The 15748-nt window shown below is 64.8% G+C and carries 21 protein-coding genes and 1 other RNA gene; 4 read left to right on the forward strand and 18 right to left on the reverse strand.

The genetic code is table 11. From position 1 onward, the window contains the following. Positions 1 to 16: 16 nt before the first annotated feature. From EV665_RS06540 to ruvC, 9 genes are all read right to left on the reverse strand, one after another. Positions 17 to 1129, reverse strand: coding sequence for a cell envelope integrity TolA family protein (locus EV665_RS06540; protein WP_064331115.1), 1113 nt, complete (start codon positions 1127 to 1129; stop codon positions 17 to 19). A 9-nt stretch (positions 1130 to 1138) separates the two neighbouring features. Then, positions 1139 to 1591, reverse strand: a complete 453-nt coding sequence (gene tolR, locus EV665_RS06545) for a protein TolR (protein WP_064331116.1) — start codon at positions 1589 to 1591, stop codon at positions 1139 to 1141. Between the two features lie 31 nt (positions 1592 to 1622). After that, the gene (gene tolQ / locus EV665_RS06550; protein ID WP_064331117.1) at positions 1623 to 2339 is read right to left on the reverse strand and encodes a protein TolQ; all 717 of its coding nucleotides are present in this window, start codon (positions 2337 to 2339) and stop codon (positions 1623 to 1625) included. Positions 2340 to 2650: 311 nt separating this feature from the next. Further along, positions 2651 to 3127, reverse strand: coding sequence for a tol-pal system-associated acyl-CoA thioesterase (ybgC, locus tag EV665_RS06555; protein ID WP_133033498.1), 477 nt, complete (start codon positions 3125 to 3127; stop codon positions 2651 to 2653). A 9-nt stretch (positions 3128 to 3136) separates the two neighbouring features. Beyond that, complete coding sequence (gene ruvB, locus EV665_RS06560) at positions 3137 to 4177, reverse strand: Holliday junction branch migration DNA helicase RuvB (RefSeq protein ID WP_064331119.1); 1041 nt, start codon at positions 4175 to 4177, stop codon at positions 3137 to 3139. A 41-nt stretch (positions 4178 to 4218) separates the two neighbouring features. Next, entirely contained in the window at positions 4219 to 4836 is a 618-nt protein-coding gene (gene ruvA / locus EV665_RS06565; RefSeq protein WP_064331120.1) for a Holliday junction branch migration protein RuvA, read from the reverse strand. 11 nt (positions 4837 to 4847) lie between these two features. Continuing rightward, positions 4848 to 5264, reverse strand: coding sequence for a type II toxin-antitoxin system VapC family toxin (locus EV665_RS06570; protein WP_210234606.1), 417 nt, complete (start codon positions 5262 to 5264; stop codon positions 4848 to 4850). After that, on the reverse strand, positions 5245 to 5505 hold the full coding sequence (locus EV665_RS06575) for an AbrB/MazE/SpoVT family DNA-binding domain-containing protein (protein WP_064331122.1): 261 nt from the start codon (positions 5503 to 5505) through the stop codon (positions 5245 to 5247). The genes EV665_RS06570 and EV665_RS06575 overlap by 20 nt, the downstream gene beginning before the upstream one ends. A 55-nt stretch (positions 5506 to 5560) precedes the next feature. Beyond that, entirely contained in the window at positions 5561 to 6073 is a 513-nt protein-coding gene (gene ruvC, locus EV665_RS06580; RefSeq protein WP_133033500.1) for a crossover junction endodeoxyribonuclease RuvC, read from the reverse strand. Between the two features lie 171 nt (positions 6074 to 6244). On the opposite strand from ruvC, the gene EV665_RS06585 reads away from it, so the two are divergent. Then, positions 6245 to 7240 (forward strand): LLM class flavin-dependent oxidoreductase, encoded by a 996-nt coding sequence (locus tag EV665_RS06585; protein WP_133033501.1) that lies wholly within the window; start codon positions 6245 to 6247, stop codon positions 7238 to 7240. A 161-nt stretch (positions 7241 to 7401) separates the two neighbouring features. On the opposite strand, the gene EV665_RS06590 is transcribed toward EV665_RS06585, so the two are convergent. From EV665_RS06590 to EV665_RS06600, 3 genes are all read right to left on the reverse strand, one after another. Continuing rightward, entirely contained in the window at positions 7402 to 8148 is a 747-nt protein-coding gene (locus tag EV665_RS06590; RefSeq protein ID WP_064331124.1) for a YebC/PmpR family DNA-binding transcriptional regulator, read from the reverse strand. Positions 8149 to 8319: 171 nt separating this feature from the next. After that, on the reverse strand, positions 8320 to 8814 hold the full coding sequence (locus EV665_RS06595) for a hypothetical protein (RefSeq protein WP_245507654.1): 495 nt from the start codon (positions 8812 to 8814) through the stop codon (positions 8320 to 8322). A gap of 16 nt (positions 8815 to 8830) precedes the next feature. After that, positions 8831 to 9661, reverse strand: coding sequence for an MBL fold metallo-hydrolase (locus EV665_RS06600; protein WP_133033502.1), 831 nt, complete (start codon positions 9659 to 9661; stop codon positions 8831 to 8833). Between the two features lie 166 nt (positions 9662 to 9827). On the opposite strand from EV665_RS06600, the gene EV665_RS06605 reads away from it, so the two are divergent. Continuing rightward, entirely contained in the window at positions 9828 to 10364 is a 537-nt protein-coding gene (locus EV665_RS06605; RefSeq protein WP_064331126.1) for a pyridoxamine 5'-phosphate oxidase family protein, read from the forward strand. A gap of 2 nt (positions 10365 to 10366) precedes the next feature. On the opposite strand, the gene EV665_RS32605 is transcribed toward EV665_RS06605, so the two are convergent. Then, positions 10367 to 11191, reverse strand: a complete 825-nt coding sequence (locus EV665_RS32605; protein WP_210234607.1) for a TIGR00282 family metallophosphoesterase — start codon at positions 11189 to 11191, stop codon at positions 10367 to 10369. Positions 11192 to 11200: 9 nt separating this feature from the next. Next, positions 11201 to 11785 (reverse strand): 5-formyltetrahydrofolate cyclo-ligase, encoded by a 585-nt coding sequence (locus EV665_RS32610; RefSeq protein ID WP_210234608.1) that lies wholly within the window; start codon positions 11783 to 11785, stop codon positions 11201 to 11203. 221 nt (positions 11786 to 12006) lie between these two features. Between EV665_RS32610 and EV665_RS06615 the strand changes: the two genes are divergently transcribed. Continuing rightward, positions 12007 to 12228: a helix-turn-helix transcriptional regulator gene (locus EV665_RS06615; protein WP_064331129.1), complete on the forward strand. Its 222-nt coding sequence runs from the start codon at positions 12007 to 12009 to the stop codon at positions 12226 to 12228. Between the two features lie 4 nt (positions 12229 to 12232). On the opposite strand, the gene EV665_RS06620 is transcribed toward EV665_RS06615, so the two are convergent. Further along, entirely contained in the window at positions 12233 to 13219 is a 987-nt protein-coding gene (locus tag EV665_RS06620) for a sugar-binding transcriptional regulator (protein ID WP_064331130.1), read from the reverse strand. Positions 13220 to 13509: 290 nt separating this feature from the next. Between EV665_RS06620 and tal the strand changes: the two genes are divergently transcribed. Continuing rightward, positions 13510 to 14472, forward strand: coding sequence for a transaldolase (gene tal, locus EV665_RS06625; RefSeq protein WP_064331131.1), 963 nt, complete (start codon positions 13510 to 13512; stop codon positions 14470 to 14472). Positions 14473 to 14711: 239 nt separating this feature from the next. Here the strand turns inward: tal and ssrS are convergent. The 3 genes from ssrS to EV665_RS06645 all read right to left on the reverse strand — a co-directional run bounded on the left by ssrS (position 14712) and on the right by EV665_RS06645 (position 15588). Continuing rightward, positions 14712 to 14870: non-coding RNA, 6S RNA (ssrS, locus tag EV665_RS06635), on the reverse strand. Positions 14871 to 14920: 50 nt separating this feature from the next. Beyond that, a complete protein-coding gene (locus EV665_RS06640) occupies positions 14921 to 15292 on the reverse strand; it encodes a cell division protein ZapA (RefSeq protein ID WP_064331132.1) in 372 nt (123 codons plus the stop codon). 23 nt (positions 15293 to 15315) lie between these two features. Continuing rightward, positions 15316 to 15588 (reverse strand): DUF4164 domain-containing protein, encoded by a 273-nt coding sequence (locus EV665_RS06645; RefSeq protein ID WP_133033503.1) that lies wholly within the window; start codon positions 15586 to 15588, stop codon positions 15316 to 15318. Between the last annotated feature and the right edge of the window lie 160 nt (positions 15589 to 15748).

Here is a 15748-nt window from a genome sequence, read left to right on the forward strand (position 1 = left end):
TAGGCCTTCCTAGTTCTTACATCATCTGGCTGGGGTCGAAGTTCACGACGACTTCGCTCCAGGCGTCATATTTTTCCGGCGGCAGGCCCTTGAAGGGCCGCGATTTCATGATGGCGCGGCGGGCACCGCCGGCAAGCGCACGGCGCGCGGTGTCCGAACCGCCCGTCGCCACCACTTCCGGCTCGCCGATGATGTCGCCGTTCTGGTCTAGCTGCATCGTGACCTTGATGCGCACGTCGGCGGCATCGGCAAGGCCGGGGATGATCGACCAGTTGTTCTGGATCTGGCCGCGCAGCGCGTCCATCTCGCTCAAGGACAGCTTCGTGCCGCTCGTCGTCTTCTTGCCGCCGAGCGCGGCCTGTTCCTGCGAGCGCTTCGCGCCGCCGCCGGCCGCCTTTTCCTTGTTGAGAAGCGCGGAGATCTCGTCGGCGTTGAAGTCGCTGTCGTTCAGCGAACTCGCCTTTTCCTGCTTCTTCTTCTGGTCCTTCTTGCGGTCCGGCGTCTTGGCGGTCTCGGCCTTCGCCGTCTCGACCTTCTTCTCGGCCGGCTTTTCGGCGGTCTCCGTCTTCTTCGTCTCGACCTTCGGCTTCATCTCGGGAAGCGGGATCCTGTCCGGCAGCGCCTCGGCGTCCTCGACCTCGGCGGGCTTTTCCTCCGAAGGCGTCGCCTCGGGCTTCGGGTCGGGCTTGACCTCCTGCCTGGTCTCGGGAAGCGCGGCGACCTCGGTCGAGGGTTCGCTGGCAGGCTCTTCCTGCTTCACCTCTTCGACGGGCTTGGTATCCGGCGTCTGCACGACCTTCTCGGCCTTTTCCGGTGCGGCGGCGGTCTCGATGTCGCGCGGCTTTTCCTCCGGCGTCGGCAGGTTCTTCAGGTCGACGTCGTTTTCGCCGGCGTTTTCCGCATTCTCGACCGGCGTCTGTTTCTTGGTCGGAACAGGCGCCGCCTTTTCCTTCATTTCGGCTTTCTTGTCGCCCTGCTGGATCTGCGTCAGTTCCTCGATCGACACGATATCGACCGGCAAGGCCTCGACATTGGCAACGTCGAAGCTTTCAGGACTGCCGAGCGAAACCAGCGCCCAGGTGAGGACCAGGGAGTGGATGACGGCGGATGTGGCGAGGCTGCCCTTCATGGCGTGCGATCACCTGTCCGGTTTCTGCTCGGTGACGAGGCCGATATTGGTGAACCCGCCCGCCTGGATGCGCGACATGACGTCGGCGATGACGCCGTAGGGCGCCGTGCCGTCGCCGCGCACGAAGACGCGCTCGGTATACCCCGTCGTCGCCACGGCCTGGAGCTTTGCGGCGATCTCGTCGATCGGGATCGGCGTTTCCTGCAGGTAGACCTGGCCGTCCGCCTTGACGGAAACGGTGATCGGCTGGGTGTCGGCGTTAAGGGCCTTCGCCTGCGTCTTCGGCAGGTCGAGCGGCACGCCGACCGTCATCAGGGGCGCGGCCACCATGAAGATGATGAGCAGCACGAGCATGACGTCGACGAACGGCGTCACGTTGATCTCGCTCATCGGGGCCTTCCTGCCCCCGCCCCGGCGGCGGCGGCCACCGCCCGAATTCTTTGCACCGACTGACATGCCCATTGGGTCGTCTCCGTCTACTTCTTGCGGCCGGTCACTGCGCCGCGGCGCGCGGCTGCAGCTTCTCGTCGATCTGGCGCGAGAGGATGGCGGAGAATTCGTCCGCGAACCCTTCCATGCGCGCCGTCAGCTTGCCGGCATCGGCAGAGAACTTGTTGTAGGCAATAACCGCCGGAATTGCGGCAAGCAGGCCGATGGCCGTGGCAAGCAGCGCTTCGGCGATGCCGGGCGCCACGACCGCAAGGCTCGTCTGCTTGGAGCCGGCGATCGCCTGGAACGAGGTCATGATGCCGACGACCGTGCCGAACAGGCCGACGAAGGGCGCCGAGGAGCCGATGGTGGCGAGCGAGCCGAGCCGCGCTTCCAGCGTCTCGGATTCGCGCGACAGCGTCACGTCCATCGCCCGGTCGATACGCATCTGCAGGCCGATCGGCGAGCGGGCACCGCGCTCGAAACTCTTCTTCCATTCCCGCATCGCCGCCACGAAGATGGCGCTCATGCCCGAGGTCTGGCGATCGGAGAGCGTGCGATAGAGCTCCTCCAGCGACTGGCCCGACCAGAAGACCTGCTCGAAACTGTCGAGCTGGCGGCGCGCCTTCCCGTAGCTCACCGTCTTGTCGACGACGATGGCCCAGGTCCACACGGACGCGGCGATGAGGCCGAGCATGACCAGCTTCACGACGAACCCGGCCTGCATGAAGAGACCCCAAAGGGTCACACTATGCGCCGCTTCCAAACCCACTTGTTCCATAGACCTATGTCCCCGAATCCAAACACCCGGCACGGGCCTTTGCGGCTCGAACCGGGTAACATTCACGCCGTCGCGGTCTCCTGGGAGGTGGATCTCGCATCGGCATTCACAAACAAGGCGTCGCTCGGAAGGATTTACTCCGCACCCGCTCCGCATGTCCGTCAAGAATGTCCGGTTGATGCCGCCGGCCGCCATGCCGGTCAAACGCTTACAACCTGCCTTCTTGACGGCAATTTTGGTTAAAGGATGACGTGCAGCGCACAAAATCATCCTCGTGAAGCGAGTAAGACATCATTATGGTTAAGGGAGTGTTACTGCTTATGTAAGCCGGTCGCTTCCTGCGCTTTGGCAAGGAACCGCGCCGCAAGACCCTCCGGCAGCCGCCGCGGGCGACCGGACGCATTGATGACGGCGATGATGACGCGCGCGGCGATCAGCAGTTGCTCGCCGCGGCGGATCTCCTGGTTGAGGATCATCTTCGCCCCGCCGGCCTTTTCCGTGGCGGTGAGGATCGTCAGGACATCGTCCATGCGCGCCGGCGACTTGAAGTCGATCTCCATGCGATGCACGACGAAGACCAGCCCTTCGCGATCCTCTTCCAGAACGAGGCTGCCCTGCTCGACGCCGAGCAGGCGCAGGTAGTCCGTGCGCCCGCGCTCCAGGAAATGCAGGTAGCGGGCGTGATAGACGACGCCGGAAAAGTCCGTGTCCTCGTAATAGACCCGCTGCACGAGCCGGTGGCCCGCATCGGTCAGTTCGCCGGAAAGATGATGGTTCGTTTCGCTCATCGGCACAGCTCAGTCGTCTTCGGAAAAAAGCCGGAACTGGGTCGCCTCGAGATCCTTCGGCGGCGTCAGCCCGAGGTGCTTCCAGGCGTTCACCGTCAGGACACGGCCGCGCGGCGTGCGCTGGATGAAACCCTGCTGGATCATGTAGGGCTCGATGATGTCCTCGATCGCATCGCGCGGCTCGGAAAGCCCCGCCGCAATGGTCTCGATGCCGACCGGCCCACCACCGAAATTGTGCGCGATCATCGAAAGATAGCGCCGGTCGAGCTGGTCGAGGCCCATATTGTCGACGAGCAGCCGCGTCAGCGCCTCGTCGGCGATCTTTTGCGTCACCGCCTCCGCCCGCGCCACTTCGGCGAAGTCGCGCACGCGGCGAAGCAACCGCCCGGCGATGCGCGGCGTGCCGCGCGCACGCCGCGCGATCTCGCGCGCGCCCTCGTCCGTCATGCCGAGCCCCATCAACCTTGCACCGCGGCGCACGATCAGTTCCAGCTCCTCCACGGTATAGAAATTGAGCCGCACCGGAATGCCGAAACGGTCGCGCAGCGGCGTGGTGAGGAGGCCGAGGCGCGTGGTGGCGGCGACGAGGGTGAATTTCGACAGGTCGATCTTCACCGAGCGGGCAGCCGGGCCTTCGCCGATGATGAGGTCGAGCTGGAAATCCTCCATGGCCGGATAGAGGATTTCCTCGACCGCCGGGTTGAGGCGATGGATCTCGTCGATGAAGAGCACGTCGCGCTCTTCGAGATTGGTCAGCAGCGCTGCAAGGTCGCCGGCCTTCGCGATGACGGGACCGGAGGTCGAGCGGAAATTGACGCCGAGCTCCTTCGCCATGATCTGCGCCAGCGTCGTCTTGCCGAGGCCGGGCGGTCCGACGAAGAGCACATGGTCGAGCGCCTCGCCGCGGTTCTTCGCCGCCTCGATGAAGATCTTGAGGTTCGCGCGCGCTTCCGCCTGGCCGGTGAAATCGTCCAGCGTCTGCGGCCGCAAGGCGGTATCGATGTCCTCGCCGCGCTTTTCCGGCGAAAGCAGTCTGTTCTCGTCGCTCATGAGCGCCTAATTCCCATTGTCGGCCAAGGAAGGCAACCGCATCACCGCGACAATTCCTTGAGGCCGAGGCGGATGAGCTTGGCGCTGTCGGCCCCCTCCCCGCCATTCTTCAGTGCCGCCGCGACCGCATTGGCGGCCTGGTCGCGCGAATAGCCGAGATTGGTCAGCGCCGAGACGGCATCGGAAACCGGCGCGGAGGCGACGCCCTCGCCGAGCTCCTGCTTGAGCCCGATCGAGGCGGACGCCTCCCCCGCGAAGGCCGGCGCCTTGTTGCGCAGTTCCGTGATGATGCGCACCGCCACCTTCGGCCCGACGCCCGGCGCGCGCGACACCGCCGTCTTGTCCTGCAACGCGATGGCGTTGGCGAGTTCCCCTGGCGTCAGGGTCGAGAGGACGGCCAGCGCCACCTTGGAGCCCACGCCCTGCACGCTCTGCAGCAGCCGGAACCATTCCCGCTCCAGCGCCGTCAGGAAGCCGAACAGCCTGAACTGGTCCTCCCGTACATAGGTCTCGATGAACAGCACCGCCGCCTCGCCGCTCGAACCGAGCTTGCCGAGCGTGCGCGCCGAGCAGAAGGCGACGTAGCCGACGCCGTGCACGTCAACGACCACATGGTCCTCGCCGATCTCGTCGATTGTGCCCTTGAGTTTGCCGATCATGAGAAAATCCGTCAGGGATGGGTTTCGGGGGAGATGATGTCGAGCGCGGGGAAATAGCTGCGATAGCGCGCGGCATCGCGGGTGAGCAGGCGGTGGCCCCGCGCTTCCGCCTGCGCGCCGACCAGGAAATCGGGAAGCGTGCGCTCGCGCAACCCGCCAGCCCGGCGATAGGCATAATGCGCCTTGCCGGCGGCGACGGCGGCTTCGTAGGACAGAGGTTCGCGCCGCATGCGCAGCCAGCCGAAGGCGAGGTTGAGTTCCAGTTCGCTGAGCGGCGAGGTCGCAAGCTCCGACCAGACGATGGGATTGAGGACCAGTTCCCCCTCTTCCAAGCATCGCTTCAGCGCGTTGAAGGACCAGTTCCGCTGTGGCCGATCCGGGCCCAGCATGTCGATGAGGATATTCGTATCAACGACGGTCGAGGTCATCACGCGGTCCCCGCAGCCATTCGAAATATTCGTCCGGCGTCATGCCGTCCAAATCCCACGTCCCTTGGACACTGGCCGCCCAGGCTTCGAAATCATCAAAGCCGGGTTTGCCGTCGCCGACCTTGACGAGCATCACACCTTCATCCGACACGACGAAATCCACTTCCGAGCCAGGCTCGATGGCGAGCCGGTCGCGGATGGGTTTGGGGATCGTCACCTGGCCTTTTTCCGTCACGCGCATGGTAATACCTCCAAGGTATTACTTAACGGCCAGACCGGAACAAGTCAAGAACAAATCAGCCCGCGAGCTTGGCGAGGCGGCCGGAGAGGCCCTGGCGGTTGTGGGCATGGCAGATGGCGATGGCGAGCGCGTCGGCGGCATCGTTGCCGGTGAAGGTGGCCTTCGGCATCAGCACCTTCAGCATCATGTGGATCTGCTGCTTTTCGCCATGCCCGACGCCGATGACGGCCTTCTTTACCGCGTTCGGCGCATATTCCGCCACGCGCAGGCCCGCGCGCGCCGGCACCAGCATGGCGATGCCGCGCGCCTGGCCGAGCTTCAGGGTCGCCGTCGCATCCTTGTTGACGAAGGTCTGCTCCACGGCAGCCTCATGCGGCTGATGGCTGTGCACGACCTCGGAAAGGCCGTCATGAAGCTGGCAGAGGCGGGAGGCGAGGTCCATGTCACCATCGGAGGTGACGGTGCCGGACGCAACGAAGCGCAGTGAATTGCCGAGCGTCTCGATGATGCCCCAGCCGGTGCGGCGAAGCCCCGGATCGATGCCGATGATGCGAATCGTTTCCTGCATGGCGAAACCCTAATCTCCTGGGGCGGACCCTGCCAGCGAAATGTGAACAAAACAAAAACAGACCGACAATTCCATCCGGCGTCATGAAAACCCTCCGGCCGTCGCTTGGATTTCACGAAACTGAACCTACATGGGAGCACAATCAAATCCGCTTACAAAGAGGCCGCGGCCATGGTGCCCTTTTCCATCCTCGATCTTTCCCCGATCATCGAAGGCGGCACCGTCGCCCAGTCGCTCGAAAACTCCCGGCGCCTCGCGCAGGAAGCCGAAGCGCACGGCTACAAGCGCTTCTGGCTTGCCGAGCACCACGGCATGCGCGGCATTGCCAGCGCGGCCACCTCGCTGGTCATCCAGCATGTGGCCGCGGGCACGGAAAGGATCCGCGTCGGCTCGGGCGGCATCATGCTGCCGAACCATTCACCGCTGGTCATCGCCGAGCAGTTCGGCACGCTCGCCGCGCTCTTTCCGGATCGCATCGATCTCGGCCTCGGCCGCGCGCCCGGCACCGACATGCGCACCGCCCAGGCGCTCCGCCGCAATCTCGACAGCGCCGCCAACAACTTCCCGCAGGACGTCGTCGAGCTGATGCAACTGATGGGGACGGCAAGCCCCGAGCAGAAGGTCGTCGCCATTCCCGGCGCGGGCAGCAACGTGCCGGTCTGGCTGCTCGGCTCCAGCCATTATTCGGCGCATCTCGCCGGCATGCTGGGCCTGCCCTTCGCCTTCGCCTCGCATTTCGCGCCGGACATGCTGCTGACGGCGCTTGAAATCTACCGCGACCGCTTCGAGCCCTCGCAATATCTCGACAAGCCGCATGTCATGGTCGGCGTGATGGGCGCGGCCGCCGATACGGACGCGGAGGCCGATTATCTCTTCACCTCGATGCAGCAATCCTTCGTGCGCCTGCGCCGCGGCACGCCCGGCGCCTTCCCGGCGCCGGTCGACGACATGGATCCTCACTGGAGCGAGAACGAGCGCATCAATGTCGAGCACACGCTGCAATATGCCGTCGTCGGCGGACCGGAAAAGATCCGACGCCGCATCACCGATTTCCTGGCGCTGACCAGGGCGGACGAGCTGATCGTGTCGATGCCGGTCTACGACATGGAGGCCCGGCTGAAATCGGTGCGGCTTTTCGCCGAGGCGCGAGACGCGCTGGCGGCATGAAAAAAGCCGAGACCTTCCAGCCTCGGCTTTCCTGAATGGTGTTCGTTCTCTCCAGCCTCCCCCGTCGTCATGGTCGGGCTTGACCCGACCATCCATGCCGTATCCGCGGCAGTGGATCCTCGGGGCAAGCCCGAGGATGACGGAGAGGACAGGCGGACCGATCAAGCCGAAAGCTTGGCCATCACTTCGTCGGAGACTTCGAAGTTTGAATAGACGTTCTGCACGTCGTCGTCGTCTTCCAGCGTGTCGATGAGCTTCATCAGCGACTGCGCCTTCTCCTCGTCGACCGGCACGGTGTTCTGCGCCTTCCAGATCGCCTTGACGGTCTCGGCTTCGCCGAGCTTGTCTTCCAGCGCCTTGGAGACCTCGCCGATATCCTCGAAGCCGCAGATGATCGTGTGGCCGTCCTCGTCGGTCGTCACATCCTCGGCGCCGGCCTCGATGGCGGCTTCCATGACGGTGTCCGCGTCGCCGGCCGACAGCTTGTAGGTGATCTCGCCGACGCGGTCGAAGGAGAAGGAGACCGAACCGGTTTCGCCGAGCGCGCCGCCGGCCTTGGAGAAGGTCGAACGGACGGAGGAGGCGGTGCGGTTGCGGTTGTCGGTCAGCGCCTCGACGATGACGGCGACGCCGCCCGGGCCGTAGCCCTCGTAGCGCACTTCCTCATAGTTCTCCGCATCGCCGCCGGACGCCTTCTTGATGGCCCGTTCGATGTTGTCCTTCGGCATGGACTGCGCCTTGGCGTTCTGGATCGCCAGGCGCAGACGCGGGTTCATCGCCGGATCGGCCATGCCCGTCTTTGCCGCAACCGTGATTTCACGGGCGAGCTTGGAGAACATTTTCGACCGCACGGCGTCCTGCCGACCCTTGCGGTGCATGATATTCTTGAACTGTGAATGGCCAGCCATGGCACCCCTGTCTCATCTTGCTTGGCGCCCTTTTCGTCGGTCGCCGGTCTCAGTGCGGGGCGTGTCGCCGCGGTGAAGCGTCGCCCTGCCGCCCCGATTTTCGGAATGCCGCCTTATAATTTCATTGCCGCCGCACGTCCAGCAGTCCGGCGAACAAAGCGATGGCCGGGTTCAGTCGGCGCGCAGGCGGGCACGGCTCAAAAGAAAGGAATGGCCGTCATTGCGCTCGCAGGTCAGCCCCGTGCGCTCCGAATAGCAGGTGAAGGGGCCGGCCGACCACGTTTCTCCATAGGGGATGGTCCTGTCGCCGCCGCAGCATCCCTGGTCGCCGACATTGGTGCGCACCACTGCCTTGCCGCTCCGGCCAAGCGTCGCGCGCACATATTTCGGCTCCACCCGGTCGCAGGAGAGTTCCGGGCCGCCATCGGCCGGCTGGTAGGTCTCCGTGCCGCCCTCGGGAATGTAGATGCAGCCGATATTGCCGGACGGCATGACAAAACTCTGCGCCGCGCCGAAGGCGCGTGCGGGCAGCTTTTCCACCGGCTGGGTCACGATCTCCCGCGGCTGGCTCGATTCCGCACCGGGACCACCCGGCGTCGGCGCGCCGCTTGCGAAGGCTAGGGCGCAGGAGAGCAGGACGGCGGGCACGGCAAGAAGGAAACGCATGAAAAACTCCGGGGCATCAGACGCCGGAGAGAATATGAATCGTCGGCCGCTTGGGCAAGTTGCGGATCGACACGGTGACCGTCGCGTCGTCGTCGGTCACGGCGTCGAAGCCCTTGCCGAACATGGAGAGGAACTGGCTGATCGGCGGCCCGCGGCGGTGCATCGGCAGGATCAGCGCGGAGCGCAGGCGCTGCACCACGCGGCTCATGCTTTCCGCGCCCATGGTGAGCCCACCATCGACCGGCACCATCAACACGTCGAGCCGGCCGATCTCGGCATATTGCTTCTCCGTCAATTCATGATGCAGGTGGCCGAGATGGCCGATGCACAGGCCCGCCACCTCGAAGATGAAGATGGAATTGCCGTTCGGCTCCATCGCCCCGCCCCAGCCGCGGATATCCGTCGGCACGTTGCGGATATAGGTGTCGCCCACCACGACATCATGGTCCGCGCCCGTCTCCGAACCCTCCTGCCAGCCATGCAGCACATATTCGATGCCCGGCTCCGGGTTCGTCGTGTAGTGGCTGGAATGGGCCTTGTTCATCGTCACCACGGTCGGCAGCGCCGGCGGCTTGTACCAGCCGTTATAGTCCGTCGCGATCTTCACGCCGCCCGGCGTCTCGATGAAGAAGGTCGAGTGGCCGACATAGGTGATGCGCACCTCCTCGTTCGCCTTCGCCTGGACCCGCAAGGCGGCGCTTGCCGAAACGCTGGCGAAGGTGACGGCGGGAAGCGAGCGCGCGATCATCTGGCACTGGCTGACCGGCGTTTCGACCTGCGCGAGCGAGGCCCGCGGAGCGGCGAAGACCGCGAGGACGGCGAGGATCATGAGCAGGAGATGCGGCATGGGCGGCTCCGTTCATTGGTCGGCGCGACTATGCGCCCGCGGCGCCGACGGGTCGAGATTGTGCGGCGGGCGGGCCGATCACAATCCGTTGAGCGCATGTTGAGCGGAACCTTGCCCGCCGCCTCACGTTCCCCGTCCATCAATCCAACGATTGCGAGGAGCAACCATGTCCAACCTCACCCAGGCACGCGAAAACCCGAAGGAGCAGCTTTTCGACGAGATCGACAGGATCCATGCCGGCATGCTCGGCGTCGACGGAAGCCACATGCACATGCAGCCGATGGCCCCCCAGCTCGATCGCCAGACCGCCACGATCTGGTTCTTCACCAAGACCGATGCGGAGATCGTCGAGGCCATTTCCCCAGGCGCACGCGCCCATTTCTGCGTGGTCGGCAAGGACCATGACTACCATGCCTGCCTTGCGGGCCGCATTTCCGTGCGCAAAGATCCGATCAAGATCGACGAATACTGGAGTTCCATCGTCGAAGCCTGGTTCGACCATGGCAAGGACGACCCGAAGCTCACCATGCTGGCGCTGGAAATCGAGGACGCGGAAGTCTGGGCCTCGACGGGCAGCAAGCTGAAATTCGGCTGGGAGATCGCCAAGGCCAACTTGAACCCCGACGAGGAACCGGATGTCGGCGTGAAGGCGCACCTCAATTTTTCAAACGGCCCGGCCGATCACCTGCGCCACATGATCTGACGTCAGGTCCAGAAATCCGGCAGCGTTTCGGCAAGGCGCGGGCCGAGGCGAAGCGGTGCGATCTTTTCGGCAAGGCCGGTGCGGTCGGAGATCTCGACCGCCAGGCCGCAGATCGTCGCCGGCCCGGAGGCCGCCTCGAAGCGGCCCTTCGGCATTTTCGAGATGAAGCGGTTGAGCGGCTCCTCCTTCTCCATGCCGAGGGAGGAATCGTAGTCGCCGCACATGCCGGCATCCGACATGTAGCCGGTGCCGCCGTTGAGGATCTGGCAATCGGCGGTCGGCACATGGGTGTGCGTGCCGACGACGACGCTGGCGCGGCCATCGACGAAATGGCCGAAGCACTGCTTCTCGCTGGTCGCCTCCGCGTGGAAATCGAAGATCACGGCGTCGGCCTGCTCGCCGAGCGGGCAGGAGGCGAGGATCGTCTCGCCCGCGGTGAAGGGGTCGTCGAGTTCCGGATGCATGAAGACCCGGCCCATGATGTTGGCGACGAGCACGCGTGCGCCGTTCCGCGCGATGAAGAGGTTGGCGCCGCGGCCGGGCGTGCCGGCGGGATAGTTGGCGGGGCGAAGGAACTGGTCGTGCCGGCTGGCGAAGGTCACGGCCTCCTTCTGGTCCCAGACATGGTTGCCGGTCGTCACGACGTCGGCACCGGCATTGATGGTCTCAAGGAAGATGTCTTCCGTGATGCCGAAGCCACCGGCCGCATTCTCCCCGTTGACGACGACGAAATCCAGCTTGAGATCGCTGATCAGCCCCGGCAGGCGCTGCCAGACGGCGGTCCGCCCGGTCTTGCCCACCATGTCGCCGAGAAAGAGAAAACGCATCGAAGAACCTTACGAAACCTGTTGGAACAAACGAAGGCCGCTCTCGGTAAGGATCGCGTCCAGCGTGACGTCGTGCGGCTCCGCGGGTACTGATGCCACTTCCTGGCAATCGAAAGCAATGCCGATCAGTCTCGGCACACGGCCTTTTGCCTTGAGGCGATCGATCGCCCGGTCATAGTGGCCGGCGCCGTAGCCGATGCGGTGCCCTGCCCGGTCGAAGGCCGAAAGCGGGACGAGAAGGATATCGGGATCGAGCACGGCCGCCTCCGGCCCCGGCCCGGTCGTGCCGAATCCGGTCTTGATCACCGGCGCACCGGCGACCATCTCGCGGAAGATGATCGTCTCGCGGTCGAGCACGACGGGAAGGCAGAGCCGCGCCCCGCGCGTGCGAAGATGCGCCATCAGCGGGCGGATATCGGCCTCCGAACGGATCGGCCAGAAGCCCGAAATCACCGTGCCGGGCGCAAATTCGATGCGGTCGCCCGCAAGCTCCACCATGGCGAGGCTGCCCTCGATGCGCGCCTCGGGCGCCATCGCGTCGCGCAGCGCCAGCCGCTCGTTGCGGATCGCCGCCTTCTGTTCCTTGGGTGTCACTGTCGTCTCCAGCCTTGCTGCGCGTGGCTTACCAGCTAGCAGTGCCGGAAGGCAAACCCCCATCCCGGTTGCGACGGCGGGAGGTCGCAGAAAACCGGCCGGCCCGCGGGAAAAGCCACCTGTGCCACATCGGGACAGCGCGGCGAAAAGCCGCCCCGGCCCGTTAAGCATTGAAACAGCTTGTGCTTTCGGCGGCAGGCTGCAGCGTTTAAGCGGGGCCCATGTCCTCGGAAAATGATCTTTCCCCCCTCCCCGCCCTGACCGAGATCGAAAAGCGGTGCCTTGAACTTGCCGCCAACGGCAGGACGCCGGCCGATATCGTGCTCGAAACCGACATCGCCATGACGCGCGTGACGGACGCCATATGCAGCGCGATCGAAAAGCTCGGTGCCCGCAACATCACCGGCGCGATCACCCGCGCGGCCCGCCTCAGGTTGATCTAGGGCCCTATGCGGCGGCGGAAGCCTCCGCCAGCCGCAGCATGGCGAGCGCCGCCCCCTCGTCTGTGATCAGCGTGTTGCAGCCGACGCGCCGGATGGTGGCGCGGATCGCCGGCGCTCGGTGCGCGCCGCCCGAAACGAGCACGATGTGGCGCGCTTTCTTCACCGTATCGAGATCGATGGACATGACCCGGTGGCGGATCGGATGGTCGATCGTATGGCCCTCCGCATCGAGGAAATTGCACATCGTATCGCAGACGCAGCCAGCCGCGATCAGCTCCTCCAGCTCGTGGCGGGCGATGAAATCGCGCGAGAGCGAGCTGGAACGCGGGCCGATGTCGCCACAGCTCACGACGGCGATGTCCATGTTCTCCGCCAGTTCGAACAGCGTCTTCAGGCCGCATTTCTCGATGAGGCTGCGCTTGGTCTCCCGCGAATCGACGAGCAGCGGCGCCAGGAACAGGTAGCACTCCGCCCCAAGCTGGCTCGCCAGCCGCCAGGTGTACTCGATCGGGTTGATATGGTGCGCCTCGACGACGCCGCCGAGCAGCGAGACGACCTTCACCCGCTCGCGCCGCGCCGGGCGGAAGCTGGCGAGCGAGGCGGTGAGCGTGCGTCCCCAGCCGACGCCGATCGTGCAATCGTCCGGGATCGCCTCGGTGAGGAACTGGCCGAGCGCGAGGCCCACGCCCTTGGCGGTCGCCTCGGCGCTGTCGGCCGCCGGCACCACCACGGCCTCGTCGAGCCCATAGGCCTTCTCCAGCCGCACGGCGAGTTCGACGCAATCGGCGACACCCTCGTTGATCCAGATCTGCACCTCGGAGCGCTTCAACGCCTCGTCCAGCATGCGGATGACCGTGGTGCGGCTGACGCCGATCTTCTCCGCCACGTCCTTCTGGGTGAGGCCCTGATTGTAATAGAGCCAGGCCGCCCGGAGGCGCAGTGCCGCCGATTCCGAATAGGCCGTATGTGTGTCGCGCCGGAGCCTTGCCACGTCGCCTCCATTCTTCTCTGCAATGTTCGGATGCACCATAACACAGGAAACGAAAAATGCGACATATGTCCAAGAGATTGGTCAAAAGTACTTGACTTTTCCCTGCGGAAGCGATGATAGTCCGCCTCATATCGGCTGGCGGCACTTCGTCGGCAGATTGGTTGTGCCAGCCCGCGCGGCGACTGAAACAGGAAGCACAGTTGCCGGGCGCGCTTTCACGAGAAACATGGAGGAGGGCCCGAGCGTTCCAGCGCCCGGCGGCCCAGCAACAACCATTCGGGATATCGGATATGACGTCCAAGCTTGAACAACTCCGCGCGATGACGACCGTCGTGGCAGACACCGGCGACATCGAAGCCGTGCGCCGCCTGAAGCCGGTCGATTGCACCACCAACCCCACGATCGTCCTGAAGGCGCTCGGCACGCCGATGTTTTCCGACACCGTTGCGGAAGCCATCCGCTGGGGCCAGTCGCAGGGCGGCAACCGCGAGGGCGTCGTCTCGGCCGTGGCCGACCGCCTCGCCATCTCCGTCGGCGCCGCGCTTGCCGAACTCGTGCCCGGCCGCGTCTCGACCGAAGTCGACGCCGACCTCTCCTTCGACACCGAAGCCTCCATCGCCAAGGGCCGCGAGATCATCAAGGCCTATGAGGCGCGTGGCATCACCCGCGACCGCATCCTCATCAAGCTCGCCTCCACCTGGGAAGGCATCCGCGCTGCGGAAGTCCTCCAGAAGGACGGCATTGACTGCAACCTGACGCTGCTCTTCAACAAGGCGCAGGCCATCGCCTGCGCCGATGCCGGCGTCTTCCTCATCTCGCCCTTCGTCGGCCGCATCCTCGACTGGCACGTCAAGGCCAGCGGCAAGACCTTCACGGCGGAAGAGGATCCGGGCGTGCTCTCCGTCCGCGCCATCTACGACTACTACAAGTCGAACGGCATCGACACGATCGTCATGGGCGCCTCCTTCCGCAACACCGGCGAGATCGAAGCCCTTGCCGGCTGCGACCGCCTGACGATCAGCCCGGCGCTGCTCGAAGAACTCGATGCGGCCGAAGGCACGCTGGAGCGCAAGCTCTCGCCGGAAAAGGTCGCCAGGGTTTCGCCGGTCAAGATCGACGAAAAGGCCTTCCGCTGGATGCTGAACGAAGACGCCATGGCCACCGAAAAGCTCTCCGAAGGCATCCGCGCCTTCGCCAAGGACCTCGGGAGCCTCCGCGCCATGATCGACAAGGAACTGAAGGCCGCGGCGTAAGGCTTGCAGCGGGGGAAGCGCGGAGAAGCTCTCTGTTTCTCTGCTCTGCCCTCTCCTCCTCGCCATACCTCTCCTCCGTCATGGTCGGGCTTGACCCGACCATCCACAGCCGCAGGTGCCGCGTGGATCCTCGGGTCAAGCCCGAGGATGACCAAAGAGAGGGAGGAGACAAGGAGCAAACGGAAAACACGAAGGCCGCCCTTGGGCGGCCTTTTCGTTTGGCGAACGATTTCAGGAAAGTACGATCCGCGACGACCGATGGAGAGTTACGATCCTGGGTGCCTACAAACGTAGGTGGGCACCGTGTGACCAAGCCCACGGGCCGGGTCAGGGACAGCTCCCTTTGGATCGAGTATGGCCCCAGGGATTGTGGTTCCTGTCGGGAAGCGCAGATCGCATCCGATATATAGGCGCAAACCGGCGTCTTCGCCAGTGGCAATTCTGCCGCTCAGTTGACCGGCGGCTTGCCGGACAGTTTCGCCGCCATGCCCTGGATCTGGCTGGTCAGCTCGCCGAGCGCCTGGGCGATGGCATCCTCGTTGCGGGAGACCTCGCTCATCACGCCTTCGCGGCCCTTGCGCAGGTCCTCGGCCTCCGCCTCCAGCTTGGCCAGCCGGCGCTTGACGTCGTTGAGCTCGTCCATGACCATGATGCCGGCCATGACCGTCAGGCGCAGGTCGCCGATCTCGCCGAACTGGCTCTTCAGGTGCCCGACATATTGATCGAAACCGGAGGCGAGCTCTTCGAGATGCGCCTCCTGGCCCTCTTCGCAGGCCATGCGATAGGCCTTGCCATCGATCTGTACGGTTACCTGTGCCATGCGGACGTTCCTGATTGCGGGGATTAGCGGTCGAGCACGGCCCGGATGGTTTCCATGGCCGTGACGAGCCGGCGGGAGACCTCGCGGTTGACCTCCTCCAGGCGGTTTGCACGGAATTCGGACTGGTCGAGCTCTTGGGCGAGCCGCGAGCGATCGGCATTGACCCGCCGCACCTCGCCTTCGACCTCGCCATGGTCGCGCTCGCGGTCGAAGCGCATGTCGAGCGCGTTGTCGAGAGTGCTGATCGCCCTGCGAAGCTCCTCGATCGCCGCCTTGACTGTTTCCCCGTTCGTCATAAAGCCTTCACCGGCACTCTCAAAAAACGCGAATCGCCGCCGCCAGCGCCGGTTCTCTCCCGTTGACAGTATTCAACTGCGGGCCTGAGCGTCAACAGCGCGGCCCCTGCGGCGGGAAACCCGCTGTGGATCAGCGTCGCGGCGGGTTGCGCAGGTCGCC

It is taken from the genome of Shinella granuli, assembly GCF_004341885.1.
In the GTDB taxonomy this organism is placed as follows: domain Bacteria; phylum Pseudomonadota; class Alphaproteobacteria; order Rhizobiales; family Rhizobiaceae; genus Shinella; species Shinella granuli.